The organism is Phenylobacterium sp. (genome assembly GCF_044358365.1).
Classification (GTDB): domain Bacteria; phylum Pseudomonadota; class Alphaproteobacteria; order Caulobacterales; family Caulobacteraceae; genus Phenylobacterium.
This window is the reverse complement of the sequence record NZ_JBIKNZ010000076.1, coordinates 1-15,863: the sequence shown is the minus strand read 5'-3', so window position 1 is coordinate 15,863 and position 15,863 is coordinate 1. Positions and strand designations below refer to the sequence as shown.

Sequence of the window (15,863 nt, the reverse complement as noted above, 5' to 3'; positions counted from 1 at the left end):
GAAATCGCCGAACGCCTGAACAACAGGCCCCGAAAAATCCTCGACTTCATGACCCCGAACGAAGTCTTCCAACAGCTCATCAACAGCACCAACACCCACGAAAAGCCCGTCGCACTTCAACATTGACACCGCCCTGTCGTCGCTGGACGTCACGATCACAGAAGGCACCAATATTGCGGTCTCGGCTTCCCCTGACGGCAAGACCCTGGCCTTTGATCTGTTCGGCGTGATCTGGACCCTGCCGATCGCCGGCGGCGTGGCAAAGCGGCTCACCGATGATCTCACCGATGGCACACAGCCAGACTGGTCTCCTGACGGCAAGCGCCTGGTTTTCCAGTCCTATCGCGACGGCACGTTCCAGGTCTGGACCGTCGGCGCAGATGGCAAGGGCCTGACCCAGCATACGCGGGGTCCCTTTGATTGCCGCGAGCCAAGGTTTTCGCCAGACGGCAAATCCATCGCCTTTGGATCAGATCGAACCGGCGCCTATGCGATCCACATCCTCGATCTGGCCTCAGGCGCAACCCGGCTCTGGGCGACGGCGAAGGGTCAGGCCTGCGAACCCGCCTGGTCGCCGGACAGCCGCCGCATCGCCTTTGCCGTGGACCGCGCCCGCGTCGAGATCGTCGACGACAACGGTGTCCGCGAGACCGGCATCGCGATCCGAATCTCGTCCGAACGCGGAAGTCCGTCCGAATTGCGCAATCCCGCCTTCATGCCCGACGGCAAAGGCGTTGCCTGCCATATCGTCGCCAATGGCCGGACCCGCCTGCAGGGCCCGGACGTCGTTCTGGCGGAAGGTGAGGACATCTTTCCGTTCCGCCCATCCTGGTTGCCGAACGGTGACCTGATCTACGCCGCTGACGGTCAGATCCGCCGCCGCACCCCTGCAGGCGTCACCACGACCATCCCCTTCAGTCTTTCGGTTCCGGTCGCCCGCCCCAGTTATCGCAAGCGTCAGCGCGACTATGACAGCGCGGCCCGCAAGCCAGTGATCGGGATCGGCAGCCCGGCGCTCTCGCCGGACGGAAAGCAGGTCGTTTTCCGGGCCCTGAACGCCCTTTGGCTTTTGACGATCGGCGGAAAATCCAGCCGCCTTGTCAGCGACGGCTTCTGGGTCTGCGACCCAGCATGGTCGCCCGACGGCAAGACCCTTGCCTATTCGACGGACCGGGGCGGCACACTGGACCTGTGGCTGCGCGACATGGTCTCAGGCGCTGAACGCCAACTCACCCGCCACAAGGACGCTGCGCTCTCGGCCGCCTGGTCTCGTGACGGCAAGACCCTGGCCTTCCTCGACCAGAATGGATCCCTGCACACCGTGGATGTGGCGAGCGGCCGTGTCCGGCAGGTCTTCGGCGCCATCTGGGAACCTGGCAAGCCGACCTGGAGTCCGGACGGCAAGACCCTGGCGCTGGCTGCATTCAAGCCCTATTCGGCCCGTTTCCGTGAGGGGCTGAGCGAGATCCTGACTGTGGATGTTGCCTCCGGTACAGCCACCTATCAGCCGGTGTTTCCAGACAAGTCGCTGGGGACGCGCGGCGACGATGGCCCGGTTTGGTCGCCCGACGGCAAATCACTCGCCTTCGTCTTCGCCAGCCGGCTGTGGGTGGCCCCGGTCGACGCCAAGGGGGTGATGTCTGCCCCGCCCAAAGCCCTGAACACTGAAGTCACCGACGCCCCTACCTGGAGCGGTGATAGCGGCAGACTGCTCTATCTCTGTAACGGTGCGTTGCGGGTGATCGGCGCAGAAGGTGGCAAGCCCACCACGGTCTCCCACGGCATTACCTGGGCCAACGCCAGGCCAAAAGGCCGGGTCGTGATCAGGGCCGCCCGGGTCTGGCAGGGCCTGCCCCCGGAGGTCCGCCAGGACGTGGACATCGTTGTCGTCGGCAATCGCATCGCCGATCTCGTGACCGCCGGGACCGCTGTTGGCGACGCCAGGATTCTTGACGCCGGCGACGCCACGGTCCTCCCGGGCCTCGTTGAAATGCATGCTCACCGCCAGATGCAGGGCTATGGCTATGGTGACCGCGAGGGCCGCCTGTGGCTGTCGCTCGGCGTCACCACCAGCCGTTCACCCGGCTCACCGGCCTATCACATGGTGGAAGACCGCGAGGCCATCGACGCCGGCGCCCGGATGGGCCCGCGCTATTTCTCCACCGGAGAGGCGATCGACGGTTCGCGCATCTACTACAACTTCATGCGGCCTGTGACCGAGCCTGGCCAGATGGCCCTGGAGTTGTCGCGCGCCAAGGCTTTGTCCTACGATCTGCTGAAGTCATACGTGCGCCAGCCGCTGCAGGATCAGCGAGACATCACCAACTGGGCGCACGCCCAGGGGATCCCCGTAACCGGCCATTATCACTATCCGGCGCTGGCCTTCGGCCTGGACGGCATGGAGCATATCGGCGCGACCAGCCGCACAGGCTACTCACGCACCGTGAGCCAACTCGGCGTCAGCTATCAGGACGTCACCGCCCTGTTCGCCGCCAGCGGCGCGCGGCGCACCCCCACACTGTTCACGTCTTCGGCGCTTTACGGTGTGGACCGGTCGCTGGTGGATGATCCCCGGACCAAGGCCCTATATCCGCCGTGGGAGTATGCCCGCCTGTTGTTGCGCACAACCCAGGCCGCAGCCGCCGACAACTCAGTCCCGTTGGCGTCGTTGGCTGCCAATGTCGCCCACCTCCGAGCCATCCTGGCTGGCGGTGGTCGCGTCGTCACCGGCACCGACTCACCCATCGATTTCAATGGCATCAGCCTGCACATGAACCTGCGCGCCATGGTGAAATACGGCATGACCCCGGCCGAGGCGCTCACCACCGCCACCCGCTATGCCGGCGAGTTCCTCGACCAACCGCTGGGTGTGATTGCGCCTGGCATGCTGGCGGACATGGTGGTGACCGATGGGAACCCGCTGCAGCGCATAGAGGACGCTGCCGCGGTCCGGCATGTGATCAAGAACGGCGAAGTCTACGATATCCCGACGATCCTCGGGCCTTTCGCGAAGATGCCGGCGATGGCCGCCGCGCCGGTGCGAAGCTTTGCCCGGGCCCCGGCTCCTGGCCTCTGGTGGCACGACGCTGGATACGTTGAATCCGGTCGCGCGGCCTGCTGCCTTGATCCCTTCTGCGCTATCGACGCCACAGGCCGGCGGATCTTCCGCGCGACGGAAGTTTGACGCTCGCCACCGGATCGCCACAGACTTGGGTTTATTGTGCCGCCCGAAGTCCGATTTCCAGTGGAGTCGCTATGAGCCTTATGTTGGGACGCCGAGAGTTGATCCTGGGCGGCGCCGGTCTGGCCCTGTCACCCGGTCTTGCCCTGGCCGCTCCGCCAGCGCGTCTGGCCTTCCAGGTCTTCCGCAACGGGACCAAGGTGGGCGAACACGTGATGACCTTCAGCGGTGATGACGCCAACCGCACCATCACCGCCGACGTCGCCATGACGGTGAAGGTCGGGCCGGTGCCGGTCTACAAGTACAAGCACAACGCCGTAGAGAAGTGGGTCGGCGGCAAATGGACAACTGTCGAGACCACCACCAACGGCAACGGCAAGATCACGAGGGCCTCGGCCCGCGCCATGCCGGGCTTTGTCCAGATCACCGGACCTGCGGGCGCCCAGCGCGGACCAGCAGACGCCGTCCCCCTAAGCCACTGGAACGCCGCAAACTTCACCCGCCCCCTCTTCAACCAGCAGGAAGGCAAGTTGCTGAAGGTTCGCTGCACCCAGGTGGCGCCGGGACACTGGCAAATCCGTGGCGAAACCGAGATCGACGACTTCTACGACGCCTCCGGCAACTGGCTTGCGCTCCGCGGCAAGCTCGAGGACGGCTCGAAGATGGAATACAAGCGGATCTGAATTCGCGCGCTGTCAGGCTTTCCGGGCTGCATAGAGGTGGGTTTCCCAGGCGGCGTTATTGAACCCGCCTTGGTCCGAGATGGCAGCCGGCAGCGCGTCAAACAGAGCGAGTTTCGTCGCCAAGGCCCATTTGCTGCGATCCAAATGAACACGCACTCGGAGCCGACCGGCCAAACTCGGGCTTGCGGCTTCCGATCCGCCATGCCTATCTCGCCGCATGTGCACAGAGCGCCTCCGGGCCTGATCTCCCCCGCCTAGCCCCCGAGGCCCACCGCCGGAGACCGGCTAAGGGCTTCCAACTGCGTCTCTGTTCCAGGCTCCTTCCATGAGTTTCTTCGGCAACAGCGCGATAAATCGCGTGAATGTTCACTACGCCATCCAGGCGATCGCAGTGGGCGCGGGCAGGGTTTTCATCCTCGCCTTCCTGTTACGCGCCGGCTTCTCTGTTCCGGCGACACTTGTAATCCAGGCGGCCCTGGTCGCGGCGCGCTTTGTCGTGCGCCCGATCGTCCCGCCATTGGCGGCACGATTTGGCCTTAAGCCTCTGCTGATCGTCGCCATCCTGCTGGAGGCCGCCGCCTACCCCATCCTGTCCCTGGTCAAGGGGCCTGACCTGATGCTGTTCCTCTGGTTCGCCGTGGCGACCCCGGGCAGCGTCATCTACTGGACCTGCTTTCACGCCTACTTCGCCAGCCTCGGCGACGCCGAACATCGCGGCGGTCAGATCGGCGCCCGCGAGGCGATGGGCGCTTTGTCCGGCATCCTGGCGCCGCTGGTGGGAGGCTGGGTGCTAGTGACAGGCGGCCCGGTGATCCTCTTTGCCGCGGCCGGATGTCTCCAGGCGCTATCGGCGCTCCCGCTTCTTGGCGGCCCCAACGTCAGGGTCGCCCGCAAGGCGCCCGGCGCCTGGCGGGCCGCTCGACCAGGCGCGCGCCTGATGTTCGCCGACGGAATGTTTGCCGGAAGTTATCACTATGTCTGGTCCATCGCCCTCTTCGTATCCCTGTCCGAGAGCTATACGGCCTATGGTGCCGCGATGGCCCTGGCGGCGGCGATGGGCGCGGTGTTCAGCCTGTTGATTGGCCGCCATATCGACGCAGGACACGGTCGGCGAGCTCTGGTTATAGCGACGGTGGTGAGCATCGGCGTGCTGTTGCTGCGGGCCGAGAGCATGAACCTGCCCTGGCTGGCCGTCACGGCCAATGCCCTGGGTGCCCTGGTCGTTGGGCTCTGGGCGCCAGCCTTGATGACCCCCGTCTACAATCTTGCCAAGGCCTCGCCCTGCCCCTTGCGGTTCCATGTGGCGACAGAGGGCGGTTGGGATCTCGGCTGCGGCGCCGTGTGCCTGGCTGCAGCAGCAATGACGGCCGCAGGTCTTCCCCTCTCGGCGTCGATCCTGCTGGGACTGATCGGCGCGGCCGCCAGTTTCGTGATCGTCTGGCGAGGATACGCCGCCAAACAGTGGACCTGACACCTTCCCCGTTGCACCGGCACCAAATCCCCTTAGCATAGGCACGAACGCCGGCAGCAGACCGGATCTTCGAAATGTGAGTCAGTACAGGACGCCGCGCAGGTACCTCTGCGAAGCGGCGGCAGGGTATGGAAGCCAAAAGCGAGAGCGACAGTCCCGCCGAGGGTGATCTCGCCGAGCGCGAGGCCGCCTACGAGAAGTTCGTCTGGGACAATCTCAAGCGGAACTATCTCGGAAACTACCTGCACGGCATGTTGGGCATGACCGGATTCAGGTTGGTCAATGCGCCTACCTTCCTGCCCGCCTATCTGTTCCAGATTTCCGGTTCCAACACCATCGTGGGCCTGGGCCTGGCGCTGCAGCAGGTGGGCGGGATCATCTCGCCCATCTTCGCCGGCACCAAGATCGAGCATCGCAAGAAGGTAATGCCGGCTGCAGTCCTGATGGGCAGCATGGGGCGCCTCGCCATCCTTGGCATCGCGCTCTCGGGCTGGTTCATTCCCAACAAGACATTCGCGGTTTCGATGCCCTGGAGCGACCCCATTCCGGTCAATCCGCTGGTCTGGTCCGTGCTGTTTTTCATGATGATGTTCGGCATCTTCATGGGCGCCCAGCGCGTGGTGTTCAGCCTGCTGATGTCCAAGGTGATTCCGCTCAGCCGTCGCGGTCGCCTGCAGGCCTGGCGCAACGCCACGGGCGGCGCGATCGCGGCGATCCTGGCGTTCGTCGCGGGCAAGTACTTCATCGGCCCGAACATCTTCGGCAATGGCTATTCCACCACCTTCGTCTTCGCCTTTGTGCTGACCAGCCTGGGCCTGTGGGCGTTGCAACTTCTACTCAAGGAGCCCGAGCCGCCAACTGTGCGCGCCGAGGGCCGTTTCCGGGATCGGCTTCGCGAGTTCCCGGATCTGATCCGGCAAGACAAGGCCTACGGCTACTTCATCGTCGTCCAGATGCTGGCTACGTCGGCCCGGATCGCAACGCCGTTCTTCATCCTCTACGTCGGCCAGCAGATCGAGATGACGGGGGCCACGCTTGGCCTGCTCTCCCTGGCCTTCCTCGGGGCAGACACGCTCTCAAACCTGCTCTGGGGCTACATGGGCGACAAGACCGGCTTCCGTCTGGTTCTGCTGTTGTCCATCGCCGGATGGATCGGCGCCACCATTGTCCTGATGAACTTCCATTCGACCCCGGCCATCTTCGTGGCGTTCTTCGGGCTAGGGGCTTCCCAAGCGGGGTACAATATGGCCGCCCAGACCATGATCCTGGAGTTCGGCGACCGCGACGACCTACCCATGCGCATCGCCGTCTCCGCAACGGCCGAGAGCCTCACCGCCACGCTCGGCCCCCTGCTCGGCGGACTGGTGGCCGACCTCTACGGATACAGCGTGGTTTTCGGCGCCTCGATCGGCTTCCTGGTGGCGGCCCTGGTCATCCTGTATGTCGCCGTGGGCGAACCGCGTAAACGGCTGGAGGCGTAGCTCAGCGTCTCTTTCCTCACCCGTCGGGGGAGGAGAACGGGTTGTGGCGAGGTGCCAGGTTTGGCGTCGTCGCCTCACTGTGCTATGCACCGCCCATGGTTCGTAGCTCAGCAAACCCGTCCGGTTGCAACGGCGCTACCCTCGCGGGGCGTCTGGACGGATCTGTGCGCGCAAACGCAGCCTAGCCTTCCAGACTTCAAACCCCGCCGGACCGGTCGGGGTTTTGATACGTTTGAGGAAGGCGCACCCCGGCCTCCGGCTCTTCAAGGAAAGACCCCGGAGATGACTTACAAGATACCCCTGCCACCGACGCCAGTCCTGGAGACCGAGCGTCTAATCCTGCGCCCGCTTGAGGCGCGCGACACCCCTGCCATCCAGCGGATCTTTTCCCAGTGGGAGGTCGTGAAGCACCTTCATGCTTCTGTGCCTTGGCCCTATCCTGACGACGGCGCGGCGACCAACATGGCGCAATGCCTGGACGACCGCGCCAAGGGCCTGAAATTCTACTGGGCCATCACGGTCAGGGGTTCCGACGAACTGCGCGGCCGCATCGACCTTGCGGCCTTTGATCCGGAGCGCCGAGATGGCCGGGGCTTCTGGCTCGACCCGCTGCTGCATGGCCAGGGACTGATGACCGAGGCGGCCGACGCCGTGACCGACTACGCTTTCCGGACACTGGCCTATCCCTGGCTCTACCTGACCAACTCAACAGCCAACACGGCATCGGGCAGGATAAAGGAAAAGCAGGGCGCAGAGCGGGCCTACGTCGAACCTCGACAGTATGTCTCCGGCCCGGGTGAAGCGCAGGTCTGGCGTCTGACCCGGGAGGCCTGGCTGGCGCGGCGAGCGGGCTGACCACGATTGCCCAGGATTTCGGCGCCACTTGCTCATAAAATCGGCGAATACACGGGCGGGCTCCAGGCATTTCAGGAGCTCGCCCGAACCCCTCTGGTCGACATTTTGCACACTGGCTATGCAAACGCTGCCCGATGAACAGGCACATGACGTAAAATCGTTGGTGGCATCGGCGGAGGGGATAGACGCCATGAAACGTGCACGCGCGCTCGCAGGCCTTGCGGCCATCATCGCCCTGGGTGCGGGCCCGGCGGCCACCGCACAGGTCGCCGCGCCGGTTGCGGACTCCGGCCACACGGCCTGGATCCTCGCCGCAACCGCCCTTGTGCTGTTCATGACATTGCCGGGCCTGGCCCTGTTCTACGCTGGTCTCGTGCGCTCCAAGAACGCGCTGTCCGTGATGATGCATTGCGTGGCCATCGCATGCCTGGGATCGGTGCTCTGGCTGTTCGGCGGCTATAGCCTGGCCTTCTCGGGCTCGAACCCGATCATCGGCGATCTAGCCAAGTTCGGCCTGCCCGACGTGCGCGGCACCGTCACGGGCGCCTTGCCTGAAAGCGTCTTCTTCGCCTTCCAGATGACCTTTGCAATCATCACCCCGGCGCTGATCGTCGGCGCCTATGTCGAGCGGATCAAGTTCGGCGCGGTGCTGCTGTTCAGCGGCCTGTGGCTGCTGCTGGTCTATTCCCCGGTCTGCCACTGGGTCTGGGGCGGCGGCTGGCTCGTCGGGCTCAAGGTGATGGACTACGCGGGCGGTCTCGTGGTCCATGCCACGGCGGGCGTCGCCTCGCTGGTGGCTGTGGCCATGCTGGGCCCGCGCGACGGCTTTCCGAAGACGGTCCACCCGCCCCACAACCCTGGCATGACGATGATGGGCGCCGGCATGCTCTGGGTCGGCTGGTACGGGTTCAACGCCGGCAGCGCGCTGGCGGCGGATGGCGCGGCGGGCGGAGCCCTGATCGCCACCCACATGTCCGCCGCCACGGCGGGCCTGGTCTGGGCCGTAATCGAGAAGCTCAGGTTCGGACGCTCCAGCATGGTGGGGGTGGTCACCGGCGTGGTCGCGGGCCTCGCCACCGTCACCCCGGCGTCGGGCTTCGTCGGCCCGCTTGGCGGGGTGATCCTGGGCGCGCTGGCCAGCCTCGTGTGCTTCCATGCCGTCGATATCGTCAAGCATCGCTTCAAGCTGGACGACAGCCTTGACGTTTTCGCGGTTCATGGCGTCGGCGGAATCCTGGGAACCCTGCTGGTGGCGTTCCTCGCTTCGCCCCTGCTGGGCGGCGCGGGCTATGCGGAGGGCATGGACGCCGGACGCCAGTTCGGCGTGCAGGCCCTGGGCGTTGCGGCCGTCTGCGCCTGGTCGGCCGTCGCCTCGTTCGCCATCCTGCTGCTTTGCAAGATCACCATCGGCCTCCGCGCCAGCCCGGAAACCATAGAGGACGGGCTCGACATGGGGTCCCACGGCGAGCGCGCCTATCAAAGCTGAGGTGCGACCTGCGGTCGCTATAGACCCAAGGGTAGAAAGAGGCGCCTACCTTGACCGCGTCGTTCGAACCCTGGCTCATGCGCTTGGACCTGACAGCCGACGGCACAGGCTTCACCGCCCGGTTCGGGAGCCAACTGCTCGCCGCCCTGCACCTTGGCGCCCCCGCCATCCTCAAGATCGCCGTTCATGAGGAGGAACGGCGGGGCGGCGAATCGAGGATCGGCCGGGTTCAACCCCTACCCATCCATCGGCGGAAAGCGCTCAAACGCGGGCAGCGAGTGGGCGTCGGCCATCCAGCCGATACGCTCGGCGGTCTGTATGTGAACCTGGGCCGGAATCGCGTCCGGATCGTCATAGGTGGCGCTCTGGATATCCACGATCCCAGGCAAGTTTTCGTCATTGCGGTAAAACAGGCCGGTCCCGCAATCCGCGCAGAACTCCCGCCGGCCATGTTCGGACGACACATAGACCTTTACGGCGCCCTTTGTGATCCGAAGCGCCTCTTCAGGGTACATAGTCCACCCCACCACCGGGGCCCCGGCGTGCCGCCGGCAATCACTGCAGTGACAAAGGGCATGTGTCATCGCCTCGCCTACGACTTCGTAGCGCACCGCGCCACAGTGGCATCCTCCGCTCATGCTCATGACCTGGCCCTCACCTCGGTTCAAGAACAAATAAGGAACGAATACCTTGCAATGTCAAGACGATCCGGGCATCGACGAGGGTTCCTTCGGATCACCGGCCGTTGAAGCCGCTGTCGGGATCGAAGGCGCGCCCGAGGGCAGCGGCGCGAGCGGGTCCCGCAGGAAGGCGAGCACATCGGCGATCACCACCGCCCCCTGCCGGTCCCGCGTCAGTAGGTGGTATCCAGCCGCATAGTAGGCCGTCCGGTCCGAGGTCTTGAGGTTTTGCGCGGCCCTGTACGCCGCACGCTTCGGGATGATCTGGTCGTTGGCGCCATAGAGATAGAAGGTGGGCAGGTCATCGTCCCCCACCTGCCGGGCGGCCCGGCTCATCAGTTTGACTAGCCCGTAGAGGGTGTCGGACCGTGCGCCCCAGATCATCAACCGGTCGCGCCCCATGGCGCGCAGTTCCTCGATATTGTCGGTCGGACTGACACGGTTCGTCACGAACTTCGGCGGGGTGTAGACCTTCGAGGCCGTAAAGTGGGCGGCGAACCACAGGGCGGTCTTGTAGGGCAGCGGTTGGGTCCTGAAGCCCCAGACGCCTGGCGCCAGCAACACCAGACGATCTGCGGCAGGTGGGCGATCGGTTGCGAAGGCGGCCGCCGCCACCGAGCCGCCCATGCTCTCGCCCACCACCGCGATGATCGCGTTCGGGTGCCGCGCCCGGGCCAGGGCGGTGACCGTGCGCAGGTCCTCGATCATCAGCTCATCACCCGCCCAGATGCCTCGGCCCGGCGAGCGCCCGAAACCCCGCTGATCGTAGGCATAGGTGGTCACACCGGCCTCGGCCCACAGGCGTCCGGCGATGTGGAAGGCGTTGGCGTAGTCGTTCATGCCGTGGGCGGCGACGATCACCGCCCAGGGCTCCTGCGCTGCGGCCCAGGTGGTGAGACCCAGCCGCGCGCCGTCAGCGGCGATCACCGCATCGGCCTCAAGGCGCGGCCCCTGGAATCCGGCCGGCGGCTGGTTGGCGCGCTGGATGGCCATCGGCGCGCAGGCCGAGGTCAGCAGCAGCAACAGAACCAGCGCGATACGTGTCATCGCCCTGTCAGGCCGGCGGCAGCCGGAGACGGTAAACACCTTTGAAATCATCGGGATCAGCCGGTTTATTGTGGCGCAGGATCACCAGCCGGCCCTGCCGCGCCAGCCCCCGCGCCACCGCGCGGACATGTCCCAGCGTGCGACGCCAGCTCTCCGGATCGACGGCTCGCGCCACGTCTTCGGGCGACACGGATTTGCCGGACGGCACCTTGCTCAGAAGATCGAAGATGGCCGCTTCCAGAACTTCGCTCACTAACCGCCCCGCTTGATGGTCTCGCGCGCGATGATCACCTGCTGGATCTGGCTGGTGCCTTCATAGATCCGGAAGATCCGGACGTCGCGGTAGAAGCGCTCGATGCCGTACTCGGCGATGTAGCCGGCGCCGCCGAAAATCTGCACGGCCTTGTCGGCGACACGCCCCACCATCTCGGAGGCGAAGTACTTGGCCGCCGCGCCCTCCATGGTGACGTTCTGGCCCAGGTCGCGTTTGCGGGCGGTCTCCATGGTGAGCGCCTTGGCGGCCAGCGCTTCGGTCTTGCAATCCGCGAGCATCCCCTGGACCAACTGGAACCCGCTCAAGGGCTGGCCGAATTGCTTGCGCTCGGTGGCATAGGCCACGCAGTCGGTGATCAGGCGCTCGGCCACTCCGACACACAATGCCGAGATGTGCAGGCGCCCCTTGTCCAGCACCTGCATGGCGACCTTGAAGCCCTCGCCCTCGGCACCGATCCGGTTTTCGACGGGTACGCGGACATTGTCGAAGACAACATCGCAGACATGGGCACCCTGCTGGCCCATCTTCTTCTCGGGCTTGCCGACGGTGAGGCCCGGCAAATTGCGCTCCACCAGAAACGCGGACACCCCGCCACCACCGGGTTTGGAAGGATCAGAGCGCGCCATCACCGTAAACAGGTCGGCCTTGTTGGCGTTGGTGATGTAGCGTTTCGCGCCATTCAGAACGTAGTGATCGCCGTCAAGTATGGCCCGGGTCTGTACCGCGGCGCTGTCGGACCCCGCCTCCGGTTCCGTGAGCGCGAACGAGGTGATGATGTCGCCAGATGCAATACCGGGCAGGTATTTCTGCTTCTGAGCCTCGGTGCCGAACATCACCAGCGCCTGCGAGCCAATGCCGACATTGGTGCCGAAGGTCGAGCGGAACGCCGGGCTGGTGCGCCCCAGCTCCACCACCACAAGGCACTCCTCCTCCATGGTGAGATCCAGCCCGCCGTAGCTCTCCGGGATCGAAAGCCCGAACAGGCCCAGGGCCTTCATCTCGTCCACCACGTCCTGCGGCATGGCGTCCTCTTCGGCCACCTTGGCCTCCAGAGGGCGCAGGCGCTCGCTGACGAAGCGGCGCACGGTGTCGATCAGCTGATCACGGGTCTCGGCGTCCAGCGCCATGGCGATATCCTTAGTGGCAGGTTGAGGTGGGGGTGCGCGGCTTCAGGCGCTGGGGGGCGGACGAATCCAGTTTTTGCCGCCAGGTCTCGACCCCGATATTGGGCTTCGTCTCGCACGACTGCACCGGCTGCATTCGCTTTCGCTTGGCCCAGGCCGGCACGCCGTTCTCGTCGACCGGTTTCTCAGCGGCCGCAACAGGCTTGGACGTGGGCGCAGGAGCCTCCGGCTTGGGGGGTTCAGCCACAGCCGGGGACGCCGTCAGCATCAGGCTTGCCAGAAGAATCACGGTCCGGCCTTGCATCTTGGGTCCTGGAAAGGCTTAAGCGACGCGTCCAAACTAGAGACGGAACGCTGGCGGAGCAAACGCTTCGCGCGCGGCATGGAGGATTGATGGACGGCGGCGAGACCCAGAACAGCTATACCTCCAAGCTCTTTCAGGTCACCGAGGGGGAATGGGCGGGCTGGTCCTACTATCCGGGCGGTGATCCCTACGAGGATCTGGCAGGGCCCTTCTACTACCGGATCGACGAACGGGGGCCGGTGTGCGCGTTTCGCGCCGAACACAAGCACATGAACGGCGGCATGTTCCTGCATGGCGGCTGCGTCATGACCTTCGCCGATTTCTGCCTATTCGTGATCGCGCGCGATGTCCTGCATGACGATCACAGCGTCACGGCCACCTTTAACGGCGAGTTCGTGGGCACCGCCCATATCGGCGATCTGGTGGAGTGTCGGGGCGAGGTCGTGAAAGCCGGCCGCAGCATGGTTTTCGTGCGCGGCCTGATCACATCTAAGGACGAGCCCGTCATGAGTTTCTCGGCGGTGCTGAAGAAGCGAAAGCGCCAGACGTAAAGAGATCGTCATATGCTCTCACTATCAGGTCTTATGACCCAAGGTCGAAGATTCGCGATGGGGGCTGTCGCAGCAGCTATCTCACTGGCCGGAGGGTCCGCCTCGAGCTGGTCCGCCGATGATTTCAACGGGGTATGGCATAATCCGAAGAACACCGTGCACCTGAAGTTGCGGCCCTGCGGTTCCAGGATCTGCGGCGACGTAGTCTGGGCGACGGAGCGGGCCAGAGCGGATGCAGCGCGGGGCGGCAAGGCTGAACTGGTAGGTCAACAGCTGCTGCGGGACTTCATACGTGGCGATGACGGACTGGCCCGGGGCAAGGTCTATGTGCCGGACCTGGGGGTGACGTTCAAAGGGTCCGCACAGCACGTCAATGACGACGCCATCAAGGTCAAGGGCTGCCTTGTCGGCGGGCTGATCTGCAGGTCGCAGGTGTGGACACGCGTGACAGACACAGCTCAGCATTCGACCCACAAACCCTGACGGACGGGCTTTTCCAGGGTTTTCCGGGACTTCGGCGCCCGACCTCGCCGACACTTTGACTGGACAGCGGCGGTCTTCAGCCTCAGCAATAGCCAGGGGGAGGAGCACACGCATGATCGAATTTGCCTGTCATTGCCGGGCCGCGCGGCTTGGGGCGCCCGAGGCGCCTACCGAGGTCAGCGAATGCAACTGCTCGATTTGCCGCCGACTGGGCGCGCGGTGGGCCTACTACAGACCCAGCGAGGTCACCCTGCCCGCCCCGCAGAGCACACAGCCCTATGTCTGGGGTGATCGCATGCTGGCCTTCCACCGCTGCCGGTCATGCGGCGTCACCACCCATTGGCAGAGCCTGGACGGATCGCGCGACAGGATGGCTGTCAACGCCCGGCTCATCGATGGCCTTGACCTCAGCGCGGTGCGGGTCCGCCAGTTCGACGGGGCCGAAACCTGGCGCTATCTGGACGACAACTGACACATGAAGCTTTCGGTTCTCGATCTGTCGCCGGTCACGGGCGAAGCGACGCAGGCCCAGGCCGTGCGCGAAACCATCGAGGTGGCCAGGGCGGCCGAAGCCTTTGGCTATCACCGTTTCTGGATGGCTGAACACCACAACATCGCGGGGCTGGGGTCGCCAGGTCCGGAGCTTCTGATCGCCGCCATCAGTCAGCAGACCTCGACCATCCGTCTGGGCTCCGGCGGCGTGATGCTGGTCAACTATTCGCCGCTGAAGGTCGCGGAGAACTTCATGATGCTTGAGGCCCTGGCGCCGGGCCGGATCGACCTGGGCCTTGGCCGGGCGCTGGGCGCCGATGGCCGCACCGGCGGCGCGCTGCGCTCGGTCGGATCGGACGCCTTTCCACAGTATTTTCAGCTGCTGACAGCCTGGTTGCTGGACTCCTCGGGCAAGGTCCCGATCCCGCCGGGTCACCCGATCTACGATATCAAGGCCAATCCGACGGGACCCTCACATCCGGACGTGTTCGTGTTGTGCACCTCGGAAGAGAGCGCCCAGTTCGCCGGGAACATGGGCGTGGGACTGGTGTTTGCCGAATTCATCGCGCGGACCGAGGCCGGGCCGGCGATCGCGGCCTACCGGCGGACGTTCGAGCCCTCGGCGTTCCGCAGCGAACCCTGGGCCGGGACCGCCATGGTGGCTTTTGCGGCGGAGACCGAGGAGGCTGGATGGCGCGGAGACGCGATGCGCCGGGCCGGCAATGTCGCGATGCTGTCCGGGCGCCGCCGGCGTTTCACCGACGTGGATAGCGCCGAGTCCTTCCTGGCCGAATGGGCCGGCACGCCGCTGCTGGCCGACGTCGAGGGGCGCACCATCGCCGGCGACGCAGGGTCTGTTCGCGCAACCCTGGCCGCCAAGGCCGCGCGCGCCGAAGCCGACGAGGTCTTCGTGATGGCCACCGGGCCGTCGCTTCAGGCCCGGATCCGCTCTCTGGAACTGCTCAGGCCGCAGGATGCGGCGGCATCCCGGCCGTCGCCGCAGGTCGCGCCCGCATAGCCTCGGCCCAACGGTGCACATGGACCAGCGCGTCGGGCACCTGGAGCTTGATCATCCGACCAAAATCGACGCCGGCGAAGGCGACGATATCGGCGATGGTTATGCGGCCTGCGGCCAGCCATTCGCCGTCCGCCAGTCGCCGATCCAGGAACTTCAACGCCGAGAGTGCGCCGGCCAGACTGTGCTCGCCGATCGCCGGAACCTGCGCCTCCAGCGCCGCCATGCGCGGGTTCAGGTGGCGCACCGCGACCATCAGGGGCGTGGCGACCATCATTTCGACCCGGCGGGTCCACATCTCGATCACCGCCATTTCCTGCGGGTTGCGGCCGAACAGGTTTGGCTCGGGATAGACGCTTTCCAGGTAGCGGCAGATGGCCAGCGACTCGGTGATACATGTCCCGTCATCCAGTTCCAGCATCGGCACCTGCGGCAGTCCTGCCCTGGCCACATAGGCCGGGTCGCGCTGTTGGCCATCCATCAGGCTGAGCGTCACGACCTCGATGTCCTGGATGCCCTTCTCGGCCATGAACCAGCGTACCCGGCGCGGATTGGGGGCGAGCGGCGTGTCGTAGATCTTCATCTGCGGCGTTCCTTTTCGGGACCCAATCTAGGCTCAGGACCCATTGAAATGATTCCCAAGGCGGGGTTGGTCTGATTCACTGGCGGCGCATGGAGGCGTCGTCATGAGTGATTTGATCTGGTTGTCGCAGGCGCAGATGCGCCGGATTGAGCC

At 65.2% G+C, this 15,863-nt stretch carries 16 protein-coding genes; 10 read left to right on the top strand and 6 right to left on the bottom strand.

Features of this window, described 5'->3' with window-relative positions:
* The first annotated feature begins 226 nt into the window (after nt 1-226).
* The 6 genes from ACIQ3B_RS15750 to ACIQ3B_RS15725 all read left to right on the top strand — a co-directional run bounded on the left by ACIQ3B_RS15750 (nt 227) and on the right by ACIQ3B_RS15725 (nt 9,157).
* Entirely contained in the window at nt 227-3,184 is a 2,958-nt protein-coding gene (locus tag ACIQ3B_RS15750; protein WP_397404218.1) for an amidohydrolase family protein, read from the top strand.
* A gap of 71 nt (nt 3,185-3,255) precedes the next feature.
* Nucleotides 3,256-3,864 carry a DUF6134 family protein gene (locus ACIQ3B_RS15745; RefSeq protein WP_397404216.1) on the top strand — a complete coding sequence of 203 codons (609 nt, stop codon included), beginning with the start codon at nt 3,256-3,258 and terminating at the stop codon, nt 3,862-3,864.
* A 325-nt stretch (nt 3,865-4,189) separates the two neighbouring features.
* Nucleotides 4,190-5,335, top strand: a complete 1,146-nt coding sequence (locus tag ACIQ3B_RS15740) for an MFS transporter (RefSeq protein ID WP_397404214.1) — start codon at nt 4,190-4,192, stop codon at nt 5,333-5,335.
* 128 nt (nt 5,336-5,463) lie between these two features.
* Nucleotides 5,464-6,816 (top strand): MFS transporter, encoded by a 1,353-nt coding sequence (locus ACIQ3B_RS15735; protein WP_397404212.1) that lies wholly within the window; start codon nt 5,464-5,466, stop codon nt 6,814-6,816.
* A gap of 282 nt (nt 6,817-7,098) precedes the next feature.
* Nucleotides 7,099-7,671, top strand: a complete 573-nt coding sequence (locus ACIQ3B_RS15730; RefSeq protein WP_397404210.1) for a GNAT family N-acetyltransferase — start codon at nt 7,099-7,101, stop codon at nt 7,669-7,671.
* A gap of 190 nt (nt 7,672-7,861) precedes the next feature.
* Nucleotides 7,862-9,157 carry an ammonium transporter gene (locus ACIQ3B_RS15725; protein ID WP_397404208.1) on the top strand — a complete coding sequence of 432 codons (1,296 nt, stop codon included), beginning with the start codon at nt 7,862-7,864 and terminating at the stop codon, nt 9,155-9,157.
* 236 nt (nt 9,158-9,393) lie between these two features.
* Here ACIQ3B_RS15725 and ACIQ3B_RS15720 read toward each other — a convergent pair whose 3' ends face one another.
* From ACIQ3B_RS15720 to ACIQ3B_RS15700, 5 genes are all read right to left on the bottom strand, one after another.
* Nucleotides 9,394-9,741 (bottom strand): GFA family protein, encoded by a 348-nt coding sequence (locus ACIQ3B_RS15720; RefSeq protein WP_397404220.1) that lies wholly within the window; start codon nt 9,739-9,741, stop codon nt 9,394-9,396.
* 114 nt (nt 9,742-9,855) lie between these two features.
* A complete protein-coding gene (locus ACIQ3B_RS15715) occupies nt 9,856-10,884 on the bottom strand; it encodes an alpha/beta fold hydrolase (RefSeq protein ID WP_397404207.1) in 1,029 nt (342 codons plus the stop codon).
* Nucleotides 10,885-10,891: 7 nt separating this feature from the next.
* A complete protein-coding gene (locus ACIQ3B_RS15710; protein ID WP_397404205.1) occupies nt 10,892-11,137 on the bottom strand; it encodes a DUF3253 domain-containing protein in 246 nt (81 codons plus the stop codon).
* Nucleotides 11,137-12,285 carry an acyl-CoA dehydrogenase family protein gene (locus ACIQ3B_RS15705; protein ID WP_397404203.1) on the bottom strand — a complete coding sequence of 383 codons (1,149 nt, stop codon included), beginning with the start codon at nt 12,283-12,285 and terminating at the stop codon, nt 11,137-11,139. The genes ACIQ3B_RS15710 and ACIQ3B_RS15705 overlap by 1 nt, the downstream gene beginning before the upstream one ends.
* 10 nt (nt 12,286-12,295) lie before the next feature.
* Nucleotides 12,296-12,586 (bottom strand): hypothetical protein, encoded by a 291-nt coding sequence (locus ACIQ3B_RS15700; RefSeq protein WP_397404201.1) that lies wholly within the window; start codon nt 12,584-12,586, stop codon nt 12,296-12,298.
* Nucleotides 12,587-12,675: 89 nt separating this feature from the next.
* Between ACIQ3B_RS15700 and ACIQ3B_RS15695 the strand changes: the two genes are divergently transcribed.
* The 4 genes from ACIQ3B_RS15695 to ACIQ3B_RS15680 all read left to right on the top strand — a co-directional run bounded on the left by ACIQ3B_RS15695 (nt 12,676) and on the right by ACIQ3B_RS15680 (nt 15,130).
* On the top strand, nt 12,676-13,137 hold the full coding sequence (locus ACIQ3B_RS15695; RefSeq protein ID WP_397404199.1) for a PaaI family thioesterase: 462 nt from the start codon (nt 12,676-12,678) through the stop codon (nt 13,135-13,137).
* 57 nt (nt 13,138-13,194) lie between these two features.
* Complete coding sequence (locus ACIQ3B_RS15690) at nt 13,195-13,620, top strand: DUF2147 domain-containing protein (RefSeq protein ID WP_397404197.1); 426 nt, start codon at nt 13,195-13,197, stop codon at nt 13,618-13,620.
* A gap of 112 nt (nt 13,621-13,732) precedes the next feature.
* Nucleotides 13,733-14,092 carry a GFA family protein gene (locus ACIQ3B_RS15685; protein ID WP_397404195.1) on the top strand — a complete coding sequence of 120 codons (360 nt, stop codon included), beginning with the start codon at nt 13,733-13,735 and terminating at the stop codon, nt 14,090-14,092.
* Between the two features lie 3 nt (nt 14,093-14,095).
* On the top strand, nt 14,096-15,130 hold the full coding sequence (locus ACIQ3B_RS15680) for an MsnO8 family LLM class oxidoreductase (protein WP_397404193.1): 1,035 nt from the start codon (nt 14,096-14,098) through the stop codon (nt 15,128-15,130).
* Here the strand turns inward: ACIQ3B_RS15680 and ACIQ3B_RS15675 are convergent.
* A complete protein-coding gene (locus tag ACIQ3B_RS15675) occupies nt 15,075-15,710 on the bottom strand; it encodes a glutathione S-transferase family protein (protein ID WP_397404191.1) in 636 nt (211 codons plus the stop codon). The two genes, ACIQ3B_RS15680 and ACIQ3B_RS15675, sit on opposite strands and share 56 nt — an antisense overlap.
* Nucleotides 15,711-15,863 lie beyond the last annotated feature (153 nt).

Coding starts and splice junctions, on each gene's coding strand:
- ACIQ3B_RS15745 (WP_397404216.1), top strand. CDS start 3,256: ATGAGCCTTATGTTGGGACGCCGAGAGTTGATCCTGGGCGGCGCCGGT.
- ACIQ3B_RS15740 (WP_397404214.1), top strand. CDS start 4,190: ATGAGTTTCTTCGGCAACAGCGCGATAAATCGCGTGAATGTTCACTAC.
- ACIQ3B_RS15735 (WP_397404212.1), top strand. CDS start 5,464: ATGGAAGCCAAAAGCGAGAGCGACAGTCCCGCCGAGGGTGATCTCGCC.
- ACIQ3B_RS15730 (WP_397404210.1), top strand. CDS start 7,099: ATGACTTACAAGATACCCCTGCCACCGACGCCAGTCCTGGAGACCGAG.
- ACIQ3B_RS15725 (WP_397404208.1), top strand. CDS start 7,862: ATGAAACGTGCACGCGCGCTCGCAGGCCTTGCGGCCATCATCGCCCTG.
- ACIQ3B_RS15720 (WP_397404220.1), bottom strand. CDS start 9,741: ATGACACATGCCCTTTGTCACTGCAGTGATTGCCGGCGGCACGCCGGG.
- ACIQ3B_RS15715 (WP_397404207.1), bottom strand. CDS start 10,884: ATGACACGTATCGCGCTGGTTCTGTTGCTGCTGCTGACCTCGGCCTGC.
- ACIQ3B_RS15705 (WP_397404203.1), bottom strand. CDS start 12,285: ATGGCGCTGGACGCCGAGACCCGTGATCAGCTGATCGACACCGTGCGC.
- ACIQ3B_RS15700 (WP_397404201.1), bottom strand. CDS start 12,586: ATGCAAGGCCGGACCGTGATTCTTCTGGCAAGCCTGATGCTGACGGCG.
- ACIQ3B_RS15695 (WP_397404199.1), top strand. CDS start 12,676: ATGGACGGCGGCGAGACCCAGAACAGCTATACCTCCAAGCTCTTTCAG.
- ACIQ3B_RS15690 (WP_397404197.1), top strand. CDS start 13,195: ATGGGGGCTGTCGCAGCAGCTATCTCACTGGCCGGAGGGTCCGCCTCG.
- ACIQ3B_RS15685 (WP_397404195.1), top strand. CDS start 13,733: ATGATCGAATTTGCCTGTCATTGCCGGGCCGCGCGGCTTGGGGCGCCC.
- ACIQ3B_RS15680 (WP_397404193.1), top strand. CDS start 14,096: ATGAAGCTTTCGGTTCTCGATCTGTCGCCGGTCACGGGCGAAGCGACG.
- ACIQ3B_RS15675 (WP_397404191.1), bottom strand. CDS start 15,710: ATGAAGATCTACGACACGCCGCTCGCCCCCAATCCGCGCCGGGTACGC.